This is a genomic window from Pelagerythrobacter aerophilus (assembly GCF_003581645.1).
Taxonomy (GTDB): domain Bacteria; phylum Pseudomonadota; class Alphaproteobacteria; order Sphingomonadales; family Sphingomonadaceae; genus Pelagerythrobacter; species Pelagerythrobacter aerophilus.
This window is the reverse complement of the sequence record NZ_QXFK01000019.1, coordinates 589,389-610,693: the sequence shown is the minus strand read 5'-3', so window position 1 is coordinate 610,693 and position 21,305 is coordinate 589,389. Positions and strand designations below refer to the sequence as shown.

The 21,305-nt window shown below is 67.9% G+C and carries 22 protein-coding genes; 15 read left to right on the top strand and 7 right to left on the bottom strand.

The genetic code is table 11. The features are described from left to right. Nucleotides 1-4 precede the first annotated feature (4 nt). The 3 genes from D2V04_RS16750 to D2V04_RS16740 are packed head-to-tail and all read left to right on the top strand — an operon-like array spanning nucleotide 5 to nucleotide 3,021. On the top strand, nucleotides 5-1,360 hold the full coding sequence (locus tag D2V04_RS16750) for a M48 family metalloprotease (RefSeq protein WP_119514828.1): 1,356 nt from the start codon (nucleotides 5-7) through the stop codon (nucleotides 1,358-1,360). A gap of 12 nt (nucleotides 1,361-1,372) precedes the next feature. Beyond that, nucleotides 1,373-2,071, top strand: coding sequence for a DsbA family protein (locus D2V04_RS16745; protein ID WP_119514827.1), 699 nt, complete (start codon nucleotides 1,373-1,375; stop codon nucleotides 2,069-2,071). Continuing rightward, the gene (locus D2V04_RS16740; RefSeq protein WP_119514826.1) at nucleotides 2,068-3,021 is read left to right on the top strand and encodes a PDZ domain-containing protein; all 954 of its coding nucleotides are present in this window, start codon (nucleotides 2,068-2,070) and stop codon (nucleotides 3,019-3,021) included. Before D2V04_RS16745 ends, D2V04_RS16740 begins: the two co-directional genes overlap by 4 nt. Before the next feature lie 20 nt (nucleotides 3,022-3,041). Here D2V04_RS16740 and D2V04_RS16735 read toward each other — a convergent pair whose 3' ends face one another. Continuing rightward, nucleotides 3,042-3,662 carry an HD domain-containing protein gene (locus D2V04_RS16735; RefSeq protein ID WP_119514936.1) on the bottom strand — a complete coding sequence of 207 codons (621 nt, stop codon included), beginning with the start codon at nucleotides 3,660-3,662 and terminating at the stop codon, nucleotides 3,042-3,044. A gap of 93 nt (nucleotides 3,663-3,755) precedes the next feature. Here D2V04_RS16735 and D2V04_RS16730 point away from each other — a divergent pair, with 93 nt between their 5' ends. Beyond that, nucleotides 3,756-4,973 (top strand): sensor histidine kinase, encoded by a 1,218-nt coding sequence (locus tag D2V04_RS16730; RefSeq protein WP_119514825.1) that lies wholly within the window; start codon nucleotides 3,756-3,758, stop codon nucleotides 4,971-4,973. Further along, complete coding sequence (locus tag D2V04_RS16725; RefSeq protein ID WP_119514824.1) at nucleotides 4,970-5,767, top strand: LytR/AlgR family response regulator transcription factor; 798 nt, start codon at nucleotides 4,970-4,972, stop codon at nucleotides 5,765-5,767. Before D2V04_RS16730 ends, D2V04_RS16725 begins: the two co-directional genes overlap by 4 nt. 31 nt (nucleotides 5,768-5,798) lie before the next feature. On the opposite strand, the gene D2V04_RS16720 is transcribed toward D2V04_RS16725, so the two are convergent. Next, nucleotides 5,799-6,743, bottom strand: a complete 945-nt coding sequence (locus tag D2V04_RS16720) for an adenosine kinase (protein ID WP_119514935.1) — start codon at nucleotides 6,741-6,743, stop codon at nucleotides 5,799-5,801. Nucleotides 6,744-6,915: 172 nt separating this feature from the next. Here D2V04_RS16720 and D2V04_RS16715 point away from each other — a divergent pair, with 172 nt between their 5' ends. The 3 genes from D2V04_RS16715 (at nucleotide 6,916) to D2V04_RS16705 (ending at nucleotide 8,756) form a co-directional block, all read left to right on the top strand. Next, nucleotides 6,916-7,608: an EI24 domain-containing protein gene (locus D2V04_RS16715; protein WP_119514823.1), complete on the top strand. Its 693-nt coding sequence runs from the start codon at nucleotides 6,916-6,918 to the stop codon at nucleotides 7,606-7,608. Then, nucleotides 7,598-8,035, top strand: a complete 438-nt coding sequence (locus D2V04_RS16710; protein WP_228766499.1) for a hypothetical protein — start codon at nucleotides 7,598-7,600, stop codon at nucleotides 8,033-8,035. Before D2V04_RS16715 ends, D2V04_RS16710 begins: the two co-directional genes overlap by 11 nt. Before the next feature lie 82 nt (nucleotides 8,036-8,117). Continuing rightward, the gene (locus tag D2V04_RS16705; protein ID WP_119514821.1) at nucleotides 8,118-8,756 is read left to right on the top strand and encodes a hypothetical protein; all 639 of its coding nucleotides are present in this window, start codon (nucleotides 8,118-8,120) and stop codon (nucleotides 8,754-8,756) included. Here D2V04_RS16705 and D2V04_RS16700 read toward each other — a convergent pair. Next, nucleotides 8,734-9,231 (bottom strand): DUF2141 domain-containing protein, encoded by a 498-nt coding sequence (locus D2V04_RS16700; protein ID WP_119514934.1) that lies wholly within the window; start codon nucleotides 9,229-9,231, stop codon nucleotides 8,734-8,736. The genes D2V04_RS16705 and D2V04_RS16700 overlap by 23 nt on opposite strands. A gap of 263 nt (nucleotides 9,232-9,494) precedes the next feature. Between D2V04_RS16700 and rpe the strand changes: the two genes are divergently transcribed. The 7 genes from rpe (at nucleotide 9,495) to D2V04_RS16670 (ending at nucleotide 17,288) form a co-directional block, all read left to right on the top strand. Next, the gene (gene rpe, locus D2V04_RS16695) at nucleotides 9,495-10,157 is read left to right on the top strand and encodes a ribulose-phosphate 3-epimerase (protein ID WP_119514820.1); all 663 of its coding nucleotides are present in this window, start codon (nucleotides 9,495-9,497) and stop codon (nucleotides 10,155-10,157) included. Continuing rightward, nucleotides 10,157-12,034, top strand: a complete 1,878-nt coding sequence (locus D2V04_RS16690; RefSeq protein ID WP_119514819.1) for a heparinase II/III family protein — start codon at nucleotides 10,157-10,159, stop codon at nucleotides 12,032-12,034. Before rpe ends, D2V04_RS16690 begins: the two co-directional genes overlap by 1 nt. A gap of 7 nt (nucleotides 12,035-12,041) precedes the next feature. Next, nucleotides 12,042-13,631, top strand: a complete 1,590-nt coding sequence (gene purH, locus D2V04_RS16685) for a bifunctional phosphoribosylaminoimidazolecarboxamide formyltransferase/IMP cyclohydrolase (protein ID WP_119514818.1) — start codon at nucleotides 12,042-12,044, stop codon at nucleotides 13,629-13,631. A 136-nt stretch (nucleotides 13,632-13,767) separates the two neighbouring features. Then, nucleotides 13,768-13,905, top strand: a complete 138-nt coding sequence (locus D2V04_RS18040) for a hypothetical protein (RefSeq protein WP_182849800.1) — start codon at nucleotides 13,768-13,770, stop codon at nucleotides 13,903-13,905. Between the two features lie 91 nt (nucleotides 13,906-13,996). Next, complete coding sequence (locus tag D2V04_RS16680) at nucleotides 13,997-14,467, top strand: Fur family transcriptional regulator (protein ID WP_119514817.1); 471 nt, start codon at nucleotides 13,997-13,999, stop codon at nucleotides 14,465-14,467. A gap of 58 nt (nucleotides 14,468-14,525) precedes the next feature. After that, nucleotides 14,526-16,448: a 1-deoxy-D-xylulose-5-phosphate synthase gene (gene dxs / locus D2V04_RS16675; RefSeq protein WP_119514816.1), complete on the top strand. Its 1,923-nt coding sequence runs from the start codon at nucleotides 14,526-14,528 to the stop codon at nucleotides 16,446-16,448. Between the two features lie 36 nt (nucleotides 16,449-16,484). Further along, a complete protein-coding gene (locus D2V04_RS16670; protein WP_182849799.1) occupies nucleotides 16,485-17,288 on the top strand; it encodes an alpha/beta hydrolase in 804 nt (267 codons plus the stop codon). Here the strand turns inward: D2V04_RS16670 and D2V04_RS16665 are convergent. The 4 genes from D2V04_RS16665 to D2V04_RS16650 are packed head-to-tail and all read right to left on the bottom strand — an operon-like array spanning nucleotide 17,268 to nucleotide 21,281. Then, nucleotides 17,268-17,945, bottom strand: a complete 678-nt coding sequence (locus D2V04_RS16665) for an NnrU family protein (RefSeq protein WP_228766498.1) — start codon at nucleotides 17,943-17,945, stop codon at nucleotides 17,268-17,270. The genes D2V04_RS16670 and D2V04_RS16665 overlap by 21 nt on opposite strands. A gap of 54 nt (nucleotides 17,946-17,999) precedes the next feature. Then, the gene (locus D2V04_RS16660; protein ID WP_119514813.1) at nucleotides 18,000-18,539 is read right to left on the bottom strand and encodes an FKBP-type peptidyl-prolyl cis-trans isomerase; all 540 of its coding nucleotides are present in this window, start codon (nucleotides 18,537-18,539) and stop codon (nucleotides 18,000-18,002) included. Then, complete coding sequence (locus tag D2V04_RS16655) at nucleotides 18,529-19,899, bottom strand: amidohydrolase family protein (protein WP_119514812.1); 1,371 nt, start codon at nucleotides 19,897-19,899, stop codon at nucleotides 18,529-18,531. The genes D2V04_RS16660 and D2V04_RS16655 overlap by 11 nt, the downstream gene beginning before the upstream one ends. Further along, nucleotides 19,899-21,281, bottom strand: a complete 1,383-nt coding sequence (locus D2V04_RS16650) for an amidohydrolase (RefSeq protein ID WP_119514811.1) — start codon at nucleotides 21,279-21,281, stop codon at nucleotides 19,899-19,901. The genes D2V04_RS16655 and D2V04_RS16650 overlap by 1 nt, the downstream gene beginning before the upstream one ends. Nucleotides 21,282-21,305: the final 24 nt, after the last annotated feature.

The window sequence follows — 21,305 nt, the reverse complement described above, 5'->3', positions numbered from 1 at the left end:
GCCAATGCGGTTCCTCGCCCGATTCCTCGCGCTGATCGCGGTTCTTTCGCTGATGGCGCAGCCCGCGGCGGCGCAGTCGATCCTGCGCGATGCCGAGACCGAGGCGCTGCTCAACGACATGGCCGCGCCCCTGGTCGAGGCGGCCGGCCTTCAGCCCGGCAACGTCGAGATCGTGCTGATCAACGATCCCTCGATCAACGCCTTCGTCGCCGGCGGTCAGGCGGTCTACATCCACACCGGCCTGATCGACGCAGCGGAGACCGCCAACGAGGTCCAGGGCGTGATCGCTCACGAACTCGGCCATATTACCGGGGGGCACATCATCCGCCACTCGGAAGGGGCGGGCGCGGCAACCAATATCTCCCTCCTTTCGCTGCTGCTCGGGGTCGGTGCGGCGCTCGCCGGCGCGGGCGATGCGGCGATGGGCGTGATCATGGCCGGGCAGCGCGCGGCGCTCGGTAAGTACCTCGCCTTCAGCCGAGTGCAGGAATCCTCGGCCGACGCTGCCGGTGCGGAGTATCTTTCCAAGGCCGGCATCTCCGGGCGCGGCTCGCTCGCCTTCTTCGGCAAGCTGCAGAACCAGGAGTTCCGCTACGGTTACAGCCAGGACGACGAAGCCGCCTTCAGCCGCACGCACCCGCTCTCGGGCGATCGCATGGCGCGTCTGCGCGAGGTCTACACGAAGGACCCTGCATGGGACGCGCCCGACGATGCCGGGCTGCAGCAGCGCTTCGAACGGGTGAAGGCCAAGCTGTTCGGCTACCAGAAGACGCCCCAGCGCACTCTGCAGGCCTATCCCGAGACGATGAGCGGCATTCCCGCCCGCTACGCCCGGGCCTACGCCTGGCACAAGGACGCGCAGATGGACAAGGCGCTGGCGGAGACCGACGCCCTGCTCGAGCTCGCGCCGAACGATCCCTACTTCCTCGAGCTCAAGGGGCAGGTGCTGCTGGAGTCCGGGAAGCCTGAGGCGGCGATCGAGCCGCTGCGGCGCGCGACCGAGCTCACCCGCAATCAGCCGCTGATCGCCTCGATGTTCGGCCATGCGCTGATCGCCACCGAGGATCCGGCGCATTTCGAGGAAGCCGAGCGCGTGCTGCGAGCGGCAGTCGGGCGCGATCGGCTCAATCCGTTCGCCTGGTATCAGCTCGGCGTCGTCTACGCCGCGCGGGGTGACATGCCGCGCGCGCGCCTCGCGAGTGCGGAGCAGCAAGTGATGAACCGGCAATACGCGCAGGCGATCCGCAGCGCGCAGGCGGCGGAGGCCGGGCTGCCTGAGGGAACGCCCGACTGGATCCGCGCGCAGGATATCGCGCTTCAGGCGCGTGCCGCGCTTGAACGCGAGCGAGAGCGCCGGTAGCGCCCGCAGCCCATGACAATACGCCATTATCTTCTCGTTGCGCTTCTCGCGCTCGTGTTCGGCTTCGCAGGCGCTGCCGTGTGGTCGCTTAGCGGGCTCGGCGACAAGCACACGCGGGCCTATCTGCTCGACAATCCCGAACTGCTCCCCGAAATGGCCGACCGCTATCAGGCGAAGCAGGCGGAGGAGCGGCTCGCGCAAGTCGCGGACGAGGTCCAGGTGCCGTTCCCCGGCGCGGTGCTGGGCAACCCCGACGGGGCGGTGACGCTGGTCGAATTCACCGACTACGGCTGCACGTACTGCAAGATGAGCCAGCCCGAAGTCGCGCGCCTTATCGAGCAGAATCCCGATCTTCGGGTTGTCATTCGTGAATGGCCGATCTTCCAGGGCAGCGAGGAAGCCGCGCGCATGGCGCTCGCCGCCGCCCGGCAGGGCAAGTACGAGGCGTTCCACGACGCGATGTTCGTGCTCGGCCCGCCCAGCGCGGCAAGCATCGAGAAGGCGGCCCAGGCCGTCGAGCTCGACATGGACACGGCGCGGCGCTTTGCCGCTTCGGACGAAGCCTCGCGTGAACTGGCGAAGAACATGGGGCTGGCCGAGAAGCTCGGCTTCTCGGGCACGCCGAGCTGGGTGATCGGGGGCCGCGTGCTCCAGGGGGCGATCGGTTACGACGCGCTGCAGGACGCGGTGGCCGCAGCGCGCGGTTCGTGATCCGCGCGGCGCCGGCGCTCGCGCTGCTGCTGGCGCTGGCACAACCGGCGCTGGCCGGACCCCGCGAGGAATCGGCGGTAGCAGCGCTTGCGACGCTCCAGCAAAGCGATGCGCGGCTGCTCGCGGTCGGATGGCGGCTTGCCACCGGGAATGCCGCCTATTGCAGCGATGCGCGGCCCGCCATCGGCCTGCTGTTGCAGGACATGGCCGGCTACGCCGAGCCGGAAACGATGCGCAAGGCGGCCGGCATTGCCGGCCCGATCGCCGTCCAGGCCGTCGCGCCCGGCTCGCCTGCAGAAGCGGCGGGCCTGCGTGCGAACGATGAGATCGCGGCGATCGATGGCACGGTTGTCGCTGCTCTACCTGCGGCCGAGGAGGAGGACTGGCGGCGCCTTACGCGCCTGCACGATGCGATCGACTCCTCGCTTGCGGCCGACGGCAAGGTGCTCGTCACGCTCTCCGACCGGGGCGAGATCGCGCTCAAGGGAGTGCCCGCCTGCCCCGGTCGCTTCGAAATCATCGGCGGCGACGGCGCAGCGGCTGAGGGTAAGCGAGTCGTGATCGGGCGCAAGTTCGTCGGTCTCTCCTATCCCGAAGACGAATTCGCCGCGGCCATTGCGCACGAGTTCGCGCACAATCTCCTGCGGCACCGCGTCTGGCTCGACACGCACGGGCGCAAGTGGAAGAACGTGCGCGCGACCGAGCGCGAGGCCGACCGCATGATGCCGTGGCTGCTGGCCAATGCCGGCTACGACCCCGCGGCCGCGCTGCGCTTCATGCGCCGCTGGGGCCCCAACCACGGCGGCGGTCTGTTCCGCAAGCGCACGCACGAGGGATGGGACGAGCGCGCCGAGACGGTCGAAGCGGAAATCGCGCTGGTGCAGGCCGTGCGCGCGCCGGATGGCCGCGCCGACTGGTCGCGCCATTTCGTGCGGGAGGTTGCCGAATAGGCGGGTAGCCGGGGCCGCCGTTATTCGGCGGCTTCGGTCTGCTCGTCGAGCTGGTAGAGGCTCGCCAGCGGCCGCGCCATCACCCGCCGCACCATCGGCTCGAAGAACGCCAGCGGCTCGCTCTCGTAGTCGGGATCGAACGCGGCCTGGTCGTACTTCTCGCAGAATTCCGCGCAGGCGTCGAAGTGCTCGCTTCCGCGAAACGCTTCGCGCGCATCCTTGTCCATGCCGAGGTAGTGGAAGTAGTAATAGCCCTGGAAATGCCCGTGGTGCTGGCAAATCCAGTGCAGTTCCTCACGCACGAAAGGCTTGATGATCGAAGCGGCAACTTCGGGATGGTTGTAGCTCCCCAGCGTGTCGCCGATGTCGTGCAGCAGCGCCATGACGACGTACTGTTCGTCGCGCCCGTCGCGGTGGGCGCGTGTAGCAGTCTGCAGCGAGTGCTCGAGCCGGCAAACCGGAAAGCCGCCGAAATCGCCGTCGAGCAATCGCAGGTGCTCGAGCACGCGGTCGGGCAGGCCTTTGGCGAACTGGCGGTACTCGCCGCCGATGATCGCCCAGTCCTGCGCCGTGCCCTCCTTCATCTCACGGAACTTCGCGCGCTCTGCAGCGCTGTGAAGCGTGTGATCGGTAGCGTTCATCACCGGCTCTCCCTCTGCGGGCATCCTAGCGCGCCGCGCCGCGCACGCAAAACAATCTGACGAATGTGGCGGAAATCGGCTAAAGGCACCCTCATGGCCGTGCTGCCTTCGAAACCTGCGCCGTTCTTCGCCAACAAGAACCGTGCCTTCTGGAACCTGCAATTCGCCGGCTGGGGCGGGGCCATGCTGCTGCGCGCCGTGACGGCGATCGCGAACGGCCAGTCGCTCGATTTCATGGTCCCGCTGGCAATCGAAATCGTCACCGGTTTCTCGATCAGCCTCATCCTTTCGGTCGTATATCGCAAGCTGATCAACCGCCGCCCCCTGGTAACCTGGGGCGTCACGGCGATCGTGCTCGCCATCGCGGTGGGCATATATGCGGCGATCGATGGCTGGGTCTTCATGCTCTACCGCCCGCAGAGCGAATCCAGCTTCGCTGCGATCCTCGTCGGCATCTCGATGTTGCCTTTCACGCTGCTGGGCACCTGGTCGGCGCTCTATTACGCGATCAATTACTTCCTCCAGGTCGAGGAGCAGACCGACCGGCTCGAACGGCTCGAGGCGCAGGCGACGAGCGCGCAGCTCGCCATGCTGCGCTACCAGCTCAATCCGCACTTCCTGTTCAATACGCTCAATTCGATCAGCACATTGGTGCTGCTCAAGCAGACCGAGCCGGCCAATGCGATGCTGACCCGGCTGTCGTCGTTCCTGCGGCACACGCTGATCAGCCAGCCCGGCGGCAAGGTGACGCTGGCGCAGGAGATCGAAACGCTCAAGCTCTATCTCGGGATCGAGCGTATGCGTTTCGAAGAGCGGCTGCGGACCGAATTCAGCATCGAACCCGCTGCGGCGCACGCCCGCCTGCCTTCGATGCTGCTCCAGCCGCTGGTCGAGAACGCGATCAAGTACGCGGTCTCGGCACAAGAGGAAGGCGCGCGAATCAGCGTTGCGGCTCGACTCGTCGGAAACCGTCTGCGCGTCACCGTTTCCGACACCGGGCCGGGCTTGCAAGCCAGCCAGATGCGCCCCAGCCTCCCTCTTGCAATAACGGGCGAGGGTCAGGCGGTTTCGACCGGGGTCGGCCTCCCCAATATCAGGAACCGGCTTGCACAGGCCTATGGCGACGACCACCTGTTCGAAATCCGCACGCCGCCCGAAGGCGGCTTCACCGTAATGATCGAGATCCCGCACGATTCCGCCGGGGCGGAGGAACCTGCCGAGCCCCAACCGCGTATTTCCGGGAATTCTCCCTCTCCCTCTCCCTCTCCTGCCGCGCAGATCGCCAAGCGGCCAATCGGAACCCAAGCATGACCATCCGCACCATCATCGTCGACGACGAGAAACTCGCCATTCAGGGCCTCCAGGTCCGCCTCGAAGCCTTCGAGGACGTCGAAGTGATCGAGACTTGCGCCAACGGGCGCGAGGCGATCCGCAAGATCAAGACCGAGAAACCCGATCTGGTCTTCCTCGATATCCAGATGCCGGGCTTCGACGGGTTTTCGGTGGTCAAGGGCGTGATGGAGATCGAGCCGCCGTTGTTCGTCTTCGTCACCGCGTTCCAGGAACACGCCATCCGCGCGTTCGAGGCGAATGCGGTCAATTACCTGATGAAGCCGGTCGACCCGGACAAGCTCGCCGACACGATCGAGCGCGTGCGCCAGCGCCTGGCGGAGAAGCGCTCCGCCGAAGATGCGGAAAAGCTGCTCAACGTGTTGAGCGAAGTGGCGCCCGATGCGGCCGAGGAATTCGCCGAAAGCGAGAGCGAGTCGAGCGACCGGTTCGAGAAGCTGATCAACATCAAGGATCGCGGGCAGATCTTCCGCGTCGAAGTCGGGTCGATCGAGCATATCGAGGCCGCGGGCGACTACATGTGCATCTACACCGGCGACAACTCGCTGATCCTGCGCGAGACGATGAAGGATCTCGAACGCCGGCTCGACCCGCGCAAGTTCCAGCGCGTACACCGCTCGACCATCGTCAATCTCGACCAGGTCCGTCAGGTGCGGCCGCACACCAACGGCGAGTGCTTCCTGGTGCTCGACAGCGGCGCGGAAGTGAAGGTCAGCCGCAGCTACCGCGATGTGGTCGCGCGCTTCGTGCACTGATCCGGAAGGGAAGCCGGGGCAGCGCCTGGGGTCAGCCGGTCAGCCGTTCGTCCATCAGCTTCTGCAGGTCCGCCTCCGGCCGCGCGCCGTAGTGGCTGATCACTTCGGCCGCGGCGATCGCGCCCCGGCGCAGGCAGGTCGCGAGCGGTTCGCCGTTCACGTGGCCATAGAGGAAGCCCGCGGCGAAGAGATCGCCCGCGCCGGTCGTATCGACCACCTGGTCGATCGGCTCCGCGGAAACGCGTGCCCGCTCGCCGCCCGAAAGGGCGGTCGCACCGTCCGCGCTGCATGTGACGACCAAGGTCGGCACTTTGTCCTTGAGCGCGGCCAGGCCCGCCTCCAGCTCGTTCTCGCCGGTCAGTGCGGCGAGTTCGAGGTGGTTGGCGAACAGGATGTCGATCAGCCCGTCGTCGATCAGCGCACGGAAATCGTCGCCGTGGCGCTCGATGACGAAGACTTCGGACAGCGTGAAGGCGACCTTGCGCCCGGCGGCGCGGGCCGCCTCGATCGCACGGCGCATCGCCGCGCGCGGCTCCTCCGGATCCCACAGGTAGCCTTCGAGGTAGAGGATCTTCGCCGCTGCGACGGCTTCGGCATCGAGCGTGGCCGGCGGCAGGTACTGGCTTGCACCGAGGAAGGTGTTCATCGTGCGCTGCGCGTCGGGCGTGACGAAGATCAGGCAGCGCGCCGTGGGCGGATCGCCCCGGCGCGGCGGCGTGTCGAAATCGATCCCGACTGCGCGGATGTCGTGCGCGAAGACCTCGCCGAGCTGATCGTCCGCAACCTGGCCGATAAAGGCACACTGGGCGCCGAGCGCGGACAGGCCCGCGAGCGTATTGGCCGCCGATCCGCCCGAGATTTCCCGCGCCGGCCCCATCGCATCGTAGAGCTCCTGCGCGCGGGCGGTGTCGACCAGGGTCATGCCGCCCTTGCTGAGCCCGAGCTCGTCGATCAGCTCCTCGCTGCATGGAGCCATGACATCGACAATGGCATTGCCGATGGCGATTACGTCGTAGCGCGGTTCGGGCGTATTCTGAGTCACGGCGAATCCTGATTGTCCGGGAAAGCGCCGCGCCTAGCCGCTGGCAGCCCGCGCGCCAAGGCTTTGCGATTGACTTGGCCGGTCGGCCCGGCCCATTCCTCGCGCGATGCTTTCGCTTCCCTCAGCCCTGGGCCGCGCGGCCGGTCAGTTGACCGATCCCGCTATCCTGCGCGTGCTGGCGAAGTCGGTCGCGGTGACGCTGGCGATCTTCCTTGCGCTGGGGATCGGCGCGGCGACCGGGATCGAAGCGCTGCTCGCGCGGTGGGAAATCGCCGGCAGCGACGAGATCGGCGCACTGATAGGGCTAGTCCTGATGCTGGTCGGAGGCTGGCTGCTGTTCCGCATCGTCGCACTGGCGGTGCTGCAGTTCTTCGCCGACGACGTGGTCCAGGCGGTGGAACTGAAACACTATCCGCAGGCGCGTGCGAGCGCCCGCGATCCGAACTGGCGCGAGGAGCTGGGGATGGGCGCGCGGGCCACGCTGCGCGCCGTGCTCGCCAATCTCGTGGCGCTGGTAGTCGCCATCCCGCTGTTGTTTACCGCAATCGGCCCCGCTGTTCTGTTCTGGGCGGTCAATGCCTGGCTTCTGGGGCGCGAACTGCAGGATCTCGCCTGGGCGCGGCATCGCCACGCGCACGGAAGCGCGCCGCCGATCGGAGGCGCCGAACGGTTCCTGCTCGGCGGCGTGGTCGCGGGCCTGCTCGCCGTTCCGTTCGTCAATCTGCTCGCGCCGGTGATCGGCGCGGCCGCGGCCGTCCATCTCGTCCATCGCCGCAAGGAAGGGTCCATTGCAGCATAGAATACTCGCTCTCGCACTGCTGCCGCTGCTCGGCGCGTGCGTCTCCGCCATTCCCGCAGCCCCTGCGCCGGGAGGCGCCGCGCCGCCGTCCGCGCACCCCTCGGCTCCGCCACCCACACGGCCTGCGCCGCCCCAGCGCGCCGCGGATTTCCGCGTGCCGCGTGTGATGAACATGCCCGGGCTGGAAGGTGTGATCGGCGCCGATGCGGAGGCGCTTCAGCGCACTTTCGGCACCGCGCGGCTGGACGTGCGGGAAGGCGACGCGCGCAAACTGCAGTACAGCGGTGAGGCGTGCGTGCTCGACATCTATCTCTACCCGCCGCGGCCCGATGCCGAACCGACGGCGACCTATGTCGACGCCCGGCGTTCCTCCGATGGGCTCGACGTCGACCGCGCGGCGTGCGTTGCGGCACTACGCCGCAGATGAGCGGCAGGCCGAGCCGGATCGTAACCCGCTCTTAACCATTGGAGCCGGAAACTCGCCACTGAACCGGCAGGAGGGCGAGGCCATGACCATCCAGTTCGCCGATATCGCACACGCCACTGCGGCGGACGGCGAGATCTCCGCTCCGCACTTGCTTGCGCTGCGACAGCTCGAATGGGACGCGGGCCGGATCGGCCGCGAGGAAGCCGAGGAAATCCTCGCGCTCAACCGCACCCTGTCGCGGCCGAGCGGCGCGTGGACCGACTTCTTCGTGGAGGCGCTGAGCGCCTATCTGCTCGACGGCAGCGGCGCGCGCGACCATTGCAGCGAGGACACCGCGAGCTGGCTGACCGATGCGCTCGACGCTCTGGGCGGCATGGCGACGATGGCCGAACTCGAACTGCTCGTGCGCGTTATCGAGCGCGCGGAACGGGTGCCCGAGGCGCTACGCCGTTACGCACTGGAAGCGATCGAGGCGGCGGTGCTGACCGGCACGGGACCGACGCGGGTTAGCGCGCGGCCGGGCACGCCCCGCATCACCGGCGCCGAGTGTCGCCTCGTGCGGCGCATCCTCTTTGCCGGCGCGGGCCCGGCCCACGCAGGCCCGTCGGCAACGGAATTCCTGTCGCGGATCGACCGGGCCACGCGCGGCGGTGACAACTCGCCCGAATGGCGGGCGCTGCTCGACGCGCCGTGCGGCGTCAGCCCCAGTATTTCATGTTGATCGTGATCGACTTCACATCGTCGCCGACCGGGAATGCCGTCTTCGTGTAGCTCGGCTTGCCGAGGTTGAAGATGTTGATGCTCGGGTCGTTCGACATGCCGCCGCCATCTTCGCGCAGGTCGGTGTCGCCGTTGCCGTTGAGGTCGTGGCGCACTGCCACGGCATACGTGCCCGCGGCGGGCACGGGCAGGCAGAACGTCATCGTGCCGCGCTGCGCCGGGGCTTCCACGCGGTGGAGCCACTTGCCCTTCTTGAGCCATTCGGAACTGGTGCCGCGATAGGTCTGCACGCGGATCGTGCCGCGGGAGGCTTTCACGCCCCTGACCGTCACCTTGACGGCCGGACCGCTGCCGGCGCTGCACCGGCCGAGGTCGTTGGAGATCTTCTGCTGATAGGCCTGCGCCGGCGCGGTCGCCAGCAGGCCGGCCGTGAGCATCGCGCCGGCGGCAATTCCGAGGGTTTTCCTGAGAGTCATCGTCTGGTGCGGTCCATCGTTGCTGGGAGGGGAGGTCGAGCGGCAATCCATGCCGCCGGGGTACGGCGATGGCCGGCCCCCTGTCTTGGCCCTGCATCTGCGGCGGGCGGCCTTAATTGGTGCTGAATTCGCCGCCGGACAACCATTCATCGTCGGAACGACTCGCCTGGTGCACACTATGTGGAAAAGGTGGCGGTGTGCGCTTGTCGTGATTCCACTCGCGATCTAGGCGGAGTTTCCCGCCGTTTGCAATGCGATCGACCATGGCCGCGCCGCTTATTTCTCCCTCCATCCTGTCCGCCGACTTCGCTCGTCTGGGTGAGGAAGTGCGCGCGATCGACGCAGCCGGGGCGGACTGGATTCATATCGATGTGATGGACGGGCACTACGTGCCCAACATTACCATCGGCCCGGCGGTGGTGAAGGCGCTGCGCCCGCATACCGACAAGCCCTTCGATGTCCATCTGATGATCAGCCCGGTCGACGCCTATCTGGAGGCGTTCGCTGACGCCGGGGCCGATATCATCACCGTTCATCCCGAGGCCGGCCCGCACGTGCACCGTACGCTGCAGGCGATCCGGGCGCTGGGCAAGAAGGCCGGCGTCGTGCTCAATCCCGGCACCCCGCCCGAGGCGCTCGAATATCTGCTCGACCTCGCCGACCTCGTGCTGGTGATGAGCGTCAATCCCGGTTTCGGCGGGCAGAGCTTCATCGACAGCCAGTTGCGCAAGACCGAGGCGATCCGCCGCATGATCGAGGCGAGCGGGCGCGACATCCGGCTCGAGGTCGACGGCGGCGTCAACGAGGAGACCGCGCGGCTTTGCGTCGCCGCCGGGGCCGACGTGCTCGTCGCCGGCTCCGCCACGTTCAAGGGCGGGCCGGGGCGCTATGCCGCGAATATCGCCGCCCTGAGGGGGGAAGGCTGATGGACCGCGTGGCGCCGCTCGCCGATAGAGGCGCCCGCGATGCCGACGACCGCGACTGGGCGGAGCCCGCTCTGCCGCTGCACGCGGATACGGGCGACGACCTGGTCCGGCGCGAGAAGACCAGGCACGAGAGAGACAGGCGCGAAGTGCTCGAACCCAGCCGCTCGCTGGCCCTTTCCGATCTCGCGCCGCCCCGGCTCGGAGCGGGCGAGCGGCTGATCCGTCTCGCATACAGCATGGGCATCTCGGGATCGACGCTTACCGCGCCCTTTGCCAAGCCGGCCAGGCCGCGCCTGCTCGGTACGGTCGAGAGCCCATACGTAGGCGACCGCGCAGCCGGCGTCGCGCTGCGCGCCGGGCATTTCCTGATCTACGGGGTCAAGGCGCCGATCGCGCAGATGGAATTCGATTCGGTCGCACGGCTGACGCCGCCGTTCGAGCGGACCGTGCACGGCTTCGGCTGGCTGCGCGATCTCGCCGCCAGCGCGCCGCGCGAACAATGCCTCGCCACGGCGGAGCGCCTGCTGCGCGCCTGGCTTGAAGCCAACCCCGCGCCCGGCAAGGGAGCGGCTTGGCAGGTCGAGCACGTCGGCAACCGCCTGCGCAACTGGCTCGTCTTCGCGCCGCTGATCCTGTCCGGCGAAGGGACGCAGCTTCGCGGGCAGACGCTCGCGGCGATCGCGGAGACCGCGCGCTGGCTGGACCGCAAAGTCGGCAAGGCGGAGGACGGGCCCGGCGCCGTGGCCGGCTGGACCGCGCTCGCCGCTGCCGGGCTGTTGATGCCCGACGGCAAGCCACGCCGGCTCTATGCCGAAGCCGGACTGGCGCGCGCGCTCGGCGAACTGGTGGCGGAGGATGGCGGCGTCCTCTCGCGCAGCCCGCTGGCGCAGATGGACGCGATCGCCGCGCTGGTGGACCTGCGCGCCTGCTACGAGGCGGTGAAGCGCAATCCCCCGCAAGTGCTCGAGACGATGCTGCAACTGCTCGTGCCGCCGCTGCTCTCGCTGCTGCACGGCGACGGCGGGCTCGGCAACTGGCAGGGCGCGGGCGCAGTCGGCGCCGATCGCGTGGCTGCCCTGGTCGAGGCGAGCCGCGTGCGCACGCGGCCGCTCAAGGAACCGCGCCAGTGGGGCTATCAGCGGGTCGCCGCGCACAAGTCGGTCCTGATCGTCGACACCGCGCCCCCGGCACTGCCGCGTCACGCCCGTGCCGGCTGCGCCTCGACGCTGGCGTTCGAGTTCTCGGTCGACGGACAGCGCCTTATCGTCAACTGCGGCGGTGCAGCCTTTGCCGGCGGGCAGGTGCCGGTGCGGATCGAGCAGGGCCTGCGCGCAACCGCCGCGCACTCGACCCTGGTGCTCGACGAGGCGAACTCGACCGCCGTGCTGCTCGGCGGCAAACTCGGCAGCGGGGTCAACGAAGTCGAGGTCGACCGCCGCACGCTCGACCTCAACGGCGGCAGCGCGACACGGATCGAGGCGAGCCACGATGGTTACGCCCCCCGCTACGGTCTCCTGCACCGCCGCATACTGATCCTGCGCGACAACGGCCACGAGCTGCGGGGCGAGGACGTGTTGCTGCCCGCGGGCAAGAATGGCAAGCGCGGCAAGATCGCCTTCGCGATTCGCTTCCACCTCGGCCCCGGGATCGAGGCGCGCCTGTCGGAAGACGGCAAGGGAGTCGGTCTCGCGCTGCCCGACGGCAGCTATTGGCAGTTCCGCCTGCCGCAGGGCGACGGGGCGGGCGACCTGGCGATCGAGGAAAGTCTGTGGATCGACGGACTGGGCAAGCCCCACCCGATCGAACAACTGGTCATTCAAGGGATGACGTCGCGCAGCGGGGGAAGTTTCTCCTGGCTGCTCAAGAAGATGGGATAGAATTCAAGTGAGCGACGTGACGATCAAGCGGGCACTGCTTTCGGTGTCCGACAAGAACGGTTTGGTGGATCTGGGCGCGAAGCTGGCCAAGGGCGGCGTCGAATTGGTCTCCACCGGTGGCACTGCGCGCACTCTGCGCGAGGCCGGATTGACCGTTCGCGACGTCTCCGACCTCACTGGCTTTCCCGAGATGATGGACGGGCGGGTCAAGACGCTGCACCCGATGGTCCACGGCGGCCTGCTTGCGGTGCGCGACAACCCCGAACATGCTGCGGCGATGGAAACGCACGAGATCGGCGCGATCGACCTCGTCGTGGTCAATCTCTATCCGTTCGAGGCGACCGTCGCGCGCGGCGCCGAGCGCGAGGAGATCATCGAGAACATCGATATCGGCGGGCCCAGCATGGTCCGCTCCGCCGCGAAGAACCACCAGTTCGTCACCATCGTCACCGATCCGGCCGACTACGACGACCTGCTGGACGAACTCGCCGCGCACGACGGCGGCACGTCGCTCGAATTCCGCCGCAAGATGGCGGCCAAGGCCTTCGCCGCGACCGCTGCCTACGATTCGATGATCAGCCAGTGGTTCGCCTTCGCCGATCAGGGAGAAACCTTTCCCGAGATGCTGGCGGTCAACGGCCGCCGCGTGACCGAACTGCGCTATGGCGAGAACCCGCACCAGAAGGCCGCGCTCTATACGCCCGTCGGTCCGCACGCGCGCGGCATCGCGCAGGCCGAGCAGCTCCAGGGCAAGGAGCTCAGCTACAACAACTACAACGACGCCGACGCCGCGCTCGAGCTCTGCGCCGAGTTTGCGGGCGGTGATCCCGCCGTGGTGATCGCCAAGCACGCGAACCCCTGCGGCGTCGCCCAGCGCGGCTCGCTGCTGGATGCGTGGAACGAGGCGCTCGCCTGCGACAGCGTCTCGGCCTTCGGGGGGATTGTCTGCGTGAATAGGGAGCTCGACGGCCCGACCGCGGAGGCGATCTGTGCAATCTTCACCGAAGTCGTGATCGCGCCCTCGGTGAGCGAGGAGGCGCGCGCCGTCTTCGCGAAGAAGAAGAACCTGCGCCTGCTCGTCACCGGCGAACTGCCCGATCCGCGCCGCGGCGGTCTGTCGGTCAAGCCGATCACCGGCGGGCTGCTGGTACAGAGCCGCGACAACGGGGCGATCGCGCTGGCCGACCTCAAGGTCGTCACCGAGCGCGAGCCGAGCGAACAGGAACTCAAGGATTGCCTGTTCGCCTGGACGGTGGCGCGGCACGTCAAGTCGAACGCGATCGTCTATGCCAAGGACGGCGCGACGGCGGGCATCGGTGCGGGCCAGATGAACCGCCGCGATTCGAGCCGCATCGCGGCTGCCAAGGCGATCGAGGCGGCGGAGACCTACGGCTGGGCCACACCGCGCACGGTGGGCAGCGCGGTTGCCTCCGACGCCTTCTTCCCTTTCGCCGACGGTCTCCTTGCCGCGGCCGAAGCCGGCGCAACGGCGGTGATACAGCCCGGCGGCTCTATCCGCGACGAGGAAGTGATCGCCGCAGCCGACAAGGCGGGCCTGGCGATGGTCTTTACCGGAATGCGACACTTTCGCCACTAGGCTGTAAACGCAAAGTTGGCGCGGCCCACCGCGGCCGCCCCTTTCGTAAACCGATCCCGAACACCATGTTCAGTCAGCCGCAAGCGCGGCCTGCTAAACCGCGCAGCAAGACCTACCGCTGAAAAAGACGAAGCCGATGAACCTGTTCAAGACCGATCTCTTCCGCAATTTCGCCATCGGCTTCGCCGCGGGCGCCGTGATCGTCGCCTTGCAGGCATCCCCCGACATCGTCGGCGCTGTCCTGCCGCAGGCCGAGGCCGCCGTCCTGAACTGACGCGTCGGAGCTCTCGCCGCGTTCGATCCCCAGGAAGTGTTCTCGCCGCGACGGAGTGGCGCGCAGGCCGTGCAATCGCTATATCCCGAGCATGGCGACCAAGCAGAACCATTCACACCACGAACACAGCGGTAGCGACCTCGTCGCCGCCGCACGCGATGCGCTCGTCGCAGCGGGTGAGCAGTGGACCGGAATGCGCGAATCGGTGTTCGAGGAACTCGCACGCCACGAACGCCCCGCCTCCGCCTACGATATAGCCGACAACCTCTCGGCGGCGCGCGGCAAGCGGGTGGCGCCCAACAGCGTCTATCGCATCCTCGATCTGTTCGTGGCGAACAATCTCGCCATGCGGGTCGAAAGCGCCAACGCCTATCTCGCCAACACCCATCCGGGGTGCGAGCATGACTGCATCTTCCTCGTCTGCGACGAATGCGGGGAAGCGACCCACGTCGACGACGACACCGTCTCCGGCGGCGTGCGCGGCGTGGCGAAGGCCAGCCGCTTCCAGACGCGCCGCCCGATCATCGAGGTGCGCGGCCTGTGCGAGACCTGCGCGGGCTGACGCCGGCCCCCACCACGCGTTCATCGACAGTCACGCTTCGCCCGTGTAAAGCTTTGCCATGAGTCAACGCCCCGACACGCCTCTGCTCGACACCGTCGCCACGCCGCAGGACCTCCGCCAAATCGACAGGAGCCGGCTCCGCCAGCTCTCGGACGAACTGCGCACGGAGATGATCGACGCGGTGGGCAGCACCGGCGGGCATCTCGGCTCGGGCCTCGGCGTGGTCGAGCTGACCGTGGCGATTCACTATGTCTTCAACACGCCCGACGACAAGCTGATCTGGGATGTCGGCCACCAGGCCTACCCGCACAAGATCCTGACCGGCCGGCGCGACCGCATCCGCACTCTGCGCCAGGGCGGCGGCCTCTCGGGCTTCACCAAGCGCAGCGAGAGCGAATACGATCCGTTCGGCGCTGCCCATTCCTCGACCTCGATCTCGGCCGGTCTCGGCTTTGCCGTGGCCAACAAGCTGAACGACCGCCCGGGCAAGGCGATCGCGGTAATCGGGGACGGCGCGATGAGCGCGGGCATGGCCTACGAGGCGATGAACAACGCCGAGCAGGCGGGCAACCGGCTGATCGTGATCCTCAACGACAACGACATGTCGATCGCGCCGCCCGTGGGCGGGCTCTCGGCCTATCTCGCGCGCATGGTCTCTTCCAGCGAGTACCTCGGCCTGCGCAGCCTTGCCTCGCGCATTTCCAAGAAGCTCAGCCGCAGGGTCCACTCGGGGCTCGAGAAGGCCGAGGAATATACCCGCGGCATGGTCACCGGCGGCACGCTGTTCGAGGAGCTCGGCTTCTACTACGTCGGCCCGATCGACGGGCACGACCTGGATCACCTGATTCCCGTCCTCGAGAACGTGCGCGACAGCGAGCAGGGGCCGATCCTGGTCCACGTCGTGACCAAGAAGGGCAAGGGCTACGGCCCGGCCGAGGACAGCGCCGACAAGTACCACGGTGTTGCCAAGTTCGACGTCATCACTGGCGAGCAGAAAAAGTCGAGCGGCGGTCCGCCGAATTACCAGAACGTGTTCGGCGACACGCTGGCGAAGCTCGCCGAAACCGATCCGCGCATCTGCGCCATCACCGCCGCCATGCCGAGCGGCACCGGGGTCGACCGGTTCGCCAAGGCGCATCCGGAGCGCGCGTTCGACGTCGGCATTGCCGAGCAGCACGGCGTCACCTTCGCCGCCGGACTCGCCGCGCAGGGCATGCGGCCGTTCGCGGCGATCTATTCGACCTTCCTCCAGCGCGCCTACGATCAGGTCGTCCACGACGTCGCGATCCAGAATCTGCCGGTGCGCTTCGCCATCGACCGGGCAGGGCTGGTCGGGGCGGACGGGGCGACGCACGCCGGGTCATTCGATGTGACCTATCTCGCCAGCCTGCCCAATTTCGTCGTCATGGCCGCGGCGGACGAGGCCGAACTGGTCCACATGACCTACACCGCCGCCGAGTACGATGCGGGGCCCATCGCCTTTCGCTATCCGCGCGGTGCGGGCGTCGGCGTGCCGCTGCCGGAGACGCCGGAGAGGCTGGAGATCGGCAAGGGCCGCATTGTCCGCGAAGGAAGCAAGATCGCGCTGCTCAGCCTCGGCACGCGTCTGCACGAGGCGCTCAAGGCCGCCGATCAGCTCGAGGCCAAGGGCTTGTCCACCACCGTTGCCGACATGCGCTTCGCCAAGCCGCTCGACACTGCGCTGATCGAGAAGCTCATGCGTACGCACGAAGTGGTCGTGACGATCGAGGAAGCCGCCATCGGCGGCCTCGGCGCCCACGTCCTGACCTTCGCCAGCGACGAGGGGCTGACCGACGCCGGCCTCAAGGTCCGCACCATGCGCCTGCCCGACATGTTCCAGGACCATAACGATCCCGCAAAGCAGTACGACGAAGCCCGGCTCAACGCGCCGCATATCGTCGAAACGGTGCTCAAGGCACTACGCCACAACAGCGCCGGCGTGGCGGAGGCGCGGGCCTGAGCGGCCAGAGCCGTGCCAGGGAAGGTTCGGCGCCGCGTGCTGATTGTCCTGGCGCTCATTGCCGGCCTCTATGTCCTTCTGGCGACCGGGCTGTTCCTCGCGCAGCGCAGCTTCATCTATCCGGCGCCGCGCGACCCCGGAATAGCGCCTGCGAGCTTCAAGCGTGTCGCCTATGATACCGCCGACGGCCTGACGCTTCACGCCGGATACAAGCCCGCGCGCGCTGGCTATCCGACCATCGTCTACTTCCACGGCAACGGCGCCGCGTGGCCGTCGAGCGTGGTCGCGACCGATCGCATGGTACCGGAGGGCTACGGCGTACTCGCCGCCGAGTATCGCGGCTACTGCGGCAATCCCGGACGACCGAGCGAGCACGGGCTTTACGCCGATGGCCGTGCTGCGATCGCCTTTCTCGAACGGCGCGAGGTGGAGCCGGCCGACATTGTCCTGGTCGGCAACTCGATCGGTTCGGGTGTGGCGACTCAGATGGCGAAGGAGATCCGCCCCCGCGCACTGGTGCTGATATCCCCTTTCGCTAGCCTTTCGCGATTGGTGGGCGAGAGGTTCCGCTGGCTACCGACGGACGTCCTGCTTCATGATCGGTTTGAGAACATCGGCAAGATCGCGGCAGTGGATGCGCCGATCCTGGTGCTTCACGGAGATGCGGATTCGCTTATTCCCGCGTCCCACGCGTTCGCGCTGGCTGAGGCGGAGCCGTCGATCGAACTCGCGATCTTTGCCGGTTACGGTCATGATCTCGCCTGGCACGACGTGGCCGAAACAAGAATGCTCCGCTTTCTGGACGAGATTCCCGGCGCTCTAGCCGATCCAGAGCCATAAGCCGGCGGGGACGCCCGCCGCGTGGATATGCGACCAGGTGATCACCAGCCACAGCGCCAGCGCGACGAGCCATAGCAGCCAACCGGCGCGCGGGAGCGCCGTCCAGCGGGGCCAGTAGGTCGTCCGCGCTTCCCACACGCTCCAGGCCTCACCCATCAGTACGCGCTTCTTGCGGTCCTGCATGTGCGCGCCGACGAGGGCGAGGAACAGTACGGCGCCCGCGACGATCAGCGTGCGCACGCTCCACCACAGCGTGATGTGCGAGATGGCCCAGAGCGCGAAGCCCCACATCATCGGATGGCGCGTGACGGCGAACACGCCGCCGGCCTCCCGGCTCGCCATCGCCTCCGCTCTCGGGTCTGGCAGCGCCGGGTTTTTCCGCAGCGAGCCGAGGAACAGCACGAGCGCGGGGAGCGTGAGCACAGTGGCGAAGATCCAGCCGATCTGCCCCGATCCGCCGAGGTCGGCCGGCGGTGCGGCGCGGAAGGCCAGGGCCATCCAGGCGAAGGTCGCCAGCGCCACCAGCGAATAGAGACCGAGGAACGGCCCCGCCCCCACCGCGCGCACCAGCGGCGCACGCAAGGGATGGGACAGCGCGAAATGCGTGCCCACGAAAGCGATTGCGGCGGCGCCAAGCGACAGAAGAGCTTCATTCACGACATTTCTCCCCCGAAACGTCATTTCAGTAGCAAATTAAAACTTATCGTGCAATCAGTCCGTTTCGCCGCCAATCGCAAGCAGCTCGATCTTGAACAGCAGCGTCGCATTGCCGGGGATCGGGCCTTTACCCTTGGGGCCATAGGCGAGATCGGCCGGTGCGGCGATCTCGATCGAGTCGCCCACGCCCATCTGCGGGATCGCCAGCTTCCACGCCGGGATCAGCTTGCCGAGCGGGAATGTCGCCGGCTCGCCGCGGTCCCACGAGCTGTCGAAGGTCGTCCCGTCGGTCAGTGTGCCGGCATAGTGCACGGTCACCGTGTCCTCGACCGTCGGATGCGGGCCGGTGCCATCGCCCGACACGCGTCGGATGCGCAGGCCACCGGGCAGGGTGCGCCACCCGTCCTCGGGTTTGAGGCGGGCGAGCGCAGCCTGTTGTTCGTTGTGCCAGGCGGCGTCCTGTGAACGATCCGGCGCCGCGTCCTGCGCCAGCGCGGGAACGAGCGCACAGGTCGCGATGGCCAGCGCCGCTGCACCGAGCGCGCCCAGCGTGGCGGAAGCGCCCGCCGGGCGCGGCGGGACCTTACCAGTCATAGGCCTTCGGCAGCTCGCTCTCGTCCAGATCGCGGTAGCGGTCGCGCAGGCCGGTCTGGTGGTTCTCGAGCGGCTGCTCGACGCCGTCGACATAGACCCGCACCGGGGTCGAGGAGACTTCGAGCGGATCGCCGTCCCACACCACCACGTCGCCGATCGCGCCGGGCTTCAGCACGCCGAGCTGACCGCCGAAACCGCTGATCTCCGCGGGAATCGAGGTGATGCTCGCCAGTGCTTCGCCCCAGCTCAGCCCGGCGGCGCGGGGCACGGAGGCGAGTGCGACGAGATTGCCTGCGAACTGCGGCAGGTAACGCGGCTGCTCCATCGCAGCGGCGTTGATCGCCACTTTCACCCCGGCATCCTGCATGCGCCCGATATTGCTCTGGGTGGAGGCGAGCTGCTCGAACCGCGCGGGCAGGTCGGTCAGCGCATCGGCGATCACCGGAACGCCGGCAGCCGCGATTTCGTCTGCCACCATCCAGCCTTCGCCGGCGCCGACGATGACGAGGTTGAGCCGCGGAAATTCCTGCCGCAGCGCCAGGACCGAGCGGATGTCGGCAGCGCGCTCGACATGAACGTAGAGCGGCTGACGACCGGCCACCACCGGCACCAGCGCGGCGGCGTCGAAGCGGGTCAGCAGCACGTCCGTCGCGCGCTCCGCATCGCTTTCGACCAGACGCGGGTCGACTGGGATGTCGTCCCCGGTGGTCACTTCCGCAGGGCGGTTCGGGCCGCCGACAAGGCCGGATTCCTCACCGAAACGCGAGGCTTCCCGCAGTGCATTGCGGAGCAACGTATGCGCCGCGGTTCGGCTGCCACCGGCGAGGCGCGCGCCCGCTTCGCCGAGCTCGACGAACTGGAACGCGCGCGGCCGGCGAACGGCTTGCGGATCGCTGCCGAGATCGATCATCGATCCCTGCCCGGCGAAGATCGAGCTGGCCGCCGAGGGTGCGATTGCGGCGCGGGTGATCCCGCCCGCGCGGCTGATCAGCACGTGCTGCGAACGCGGATTGACCGCCGGTGCGGCATCGAGCGCCGCGCTGAACGGCGAGTTGCGGGCAGTGGTATCGTTGCTCTCGCCCACCGCGCCGACGTCCCACAGGCCCAGATCGGTCACCGTTGCGAAGATGCCGGGGGTAACCCAGGTCCCTCTCCCGTCGGAAACCGGCACGCCCGCGGGCACCTGCACGTTCGCGCCGGCGGCCACCACCTTGCCGCCGCGGACCACAACAGTGGCATTCTCGATCGGCGCGCTGCCGTCGCCGGTCGCGACGGTGGCATTGGTAATGGCGAAATCCTGCGCCGTCGCAGGCGACGAGAGCGCCAGAACGGCGGTGGCAGCGAGAAGCATGCGCCCCATCATTTCACGTCTCCTTCACCGGGCTGCCCGAGTTCGAAGTCACTTACCGGCCGGCGCTGCGGGTCGTTCGCGTCAAACATCAGCGCCCCGTCGATCCAGACCTTCTCGGGCCGCGAATAGACCGACAACGGATCGCCGTTCCAGAGCACCACGTCGGCCATCTTGCCGGCCGCGAGGCTGCCGGTTACGTCGTCGATCCCCATTGCCTTGGCGGCGTTGAGCGTGAACCAGCCGACCACCTCCGCATCGGGAATCTCGATCCCCATACGCGCACCGGCCGCCTGCGCCTTGGCCGCGTCCTGGTTGAGGCGCTGGATGCCGTTTTCGCTATCGGAGTGGATCACCACGCAGGCGCCCGCCTGATAGAGCAGCGCGGCATTTTCCGGGATCCCGTCGTAGGCTTCCATCTTGAAGCCGTACCAGTCGGACCAGATCGCGCTGCACACGTCGTTCTCGCGCAGCAGGTCGCCGATCTTGTAAGCCTCGACCGCATGGTGGAAGGCCGCGACGCGGTAACCCATCTCCTTGGCCATATCCATGACCAGCGCCATTTCGTCTGCGCGGTAGCAGTGGTTGTGGACCAGGATTTCCCCATCGAGCACGCCGGCGAGCGTTTCCTTGGCGAGATCGCGCTTGTCTCTATCGCCCTCGGCATACTCGCGCGCGTCGATCCAGGTCTGCCGGTTGACCGCGAAGTTGCCCATGCGGGTGGAGGGCATGCGGCCCTTGCCGCCGTAGACGCGCTTGGGGTTCTCGCCGCACGCCATCTTGAGGCCGTAGGGCGCGCCGGGGAACTTCATGCCCTGCACAGTGCGGCTCGGCACATTCTTGAGCGTGACCGAGCGGCCGCCCATCAGGTTGGCGGAACCGGGCAGGATCTGCAGCGAGGTGACGCCGCCGTTGGCCAGCGCGCGGGTAAAGCCCGGGTCCTGCGGCCAGACCGAGTGTTCGGCCCAGACTTCCGGCGTCGTCGGGTCGGTCGCTTCGTTGCCGTCCGAGTGGGCGTCGACCGACGGGGTCGGGTAGTCGCCCAGGTGGCTATGGATGTCGATCACCCCGGGGGTGACGAACTTGCCGGTTCCGTCGACCCGCGTGTAGCCCGCCGGGATCGCAAGGTCCGCGCCGCCTATGCCGACCACTTTGCCGTCGGCGAACAGCACCGTCCCATTGTCGATCCGCCCGCCGGCTCCGTCATAGACCGTCGCACCGACCAGCGCCGTCGGCGCGCCCGGGTAGGGCCGGTAGGTCGAGGGATAGGGCGTGTCGGGATAGTCGTAGGCGCTGGCGGATTGCGTGGAATCGCCGGAACCCTCGGCGGTTGCGCACGCGGCCAGCGCCGCCGTGGCGGTCGCGGCGAGAAGGACGCGGATGGCTGCTCTCATTCGGATGCCCCCAGAACTGGATGA

Coding starts and splice junctions, on each gene's coding strand:
- D2V04_RS16750 (WP_119514828.1), top strand. CDS start 5: ATGCGGTTCCTCGCCCGATTCCTCGCGCTGATCGCGGTTCTTTCGCTG.
- D2V04_RS16745 (WP_119514827.1), top strand. CDS start 1,373: ATGACAATACGCCATTATCTTCTCGTTGCGCTTCTCGCGCTCGTGTTC.
- D2V04_RS16735 (WP_119514936.1), bottom strand. CDS start 3,662: ATGAACGCTACCGATCACACGCTTCACAGCGCTGCAGAGCGCGCGAAG.
- D2V04_RS16730 (WP_119514825.1), top strand. CDS start 3,756: ATGGCCGTGCTGCCTTCGAAACCTGCGCCGTTCTTCGCCAACAAGAAC.
- D2V04_RS16725 (WP_119514824.1), top strand. CDS start 4,970: ATGACCATCCGCACCATCATCGTCGACGACGAGAAACTCGCCATTCAG.
- D2V04_RS16720 (WP_119514935.1), bottom strand. CDS start 6,743: ATGGCTCCATGCAGCGAGGAGCTGATCGACGAGCTCGGGCTCAGCAAG.
- D2V04_RS16715 (WP_119514823.1), top strand. CDS start 6,916: ATGCTTTCGCTTCCCTCAGCCCTGGGCCGCGCGGCCGGTCAGTTGACC.
- D2V04_RS16705 (WP_119514821.1), top strand. CDS start 8,118: ATGACCATCCAGTTCGCCGATATCGCACACGCCACTGCGGCGGACGGC.
- D2V04_RS16700 (WP_119514934.1), bottom strand. CDS start 9,231: ATGACTCTCAGGAAAACCCTCGGAATTGCCGCCGGCGCGATGCTCACG.
- rpe (WP_119514820.1), top strand. CDS start 9,495: ATGGCCGCGCCGCTTATTTCTCCCTCCATCCTGTCCGCCGACTTCGCT.
- D2V04_RS16690 (WP_119514819.1), top strand. CDS start 10,157: ATGGACCGCGTGGCGCCGCTCGCCGATAGAGGCGCCCGCGATGCCGAC.
- D2V04_RS18040 (WP_182849800.1), top strand. CDS start 13,768: ATGAACCTGTTCAAGACCGATCTCTTCCGCAATTTCGCCATCGGCTTC.
- D2V04_RS16680 (WP_119514817.1), top strand. CDS start 13,997: ATGGCGACCAAGCAGAACCATTCACACCACGAACACAGCGGTAGCGAC.
- dxs (WP_119514816.1), top strand. CDS start 14,526: ATGAGTCAACGCCCCGACACGCCTCTGCTCGACACCGTCGCCACGCCG.
- D2V04_RS16660 (WP_119514813.1), bottom strand. CDS start 18,539: ATGACTGGTAAGGTCCCGCCGCGCCCGGCGGGCGCTTCCGCCACGCTG.
- D2V04_RS16655 (WP_119514812.1), bottom strand. CDS start 19,899: ATGGGGCGCATGCTTCTCGCTGCCACCGCCGTTCTGGCGCTCTCGTCG.
- D2V04_RS16650 (WP_119514811.1), bottom strand. CDS start 21,281: ATGAGAGCAGCCATCCGCGTCCTTCTCGCCGCGACCGCCACGGCGGCG.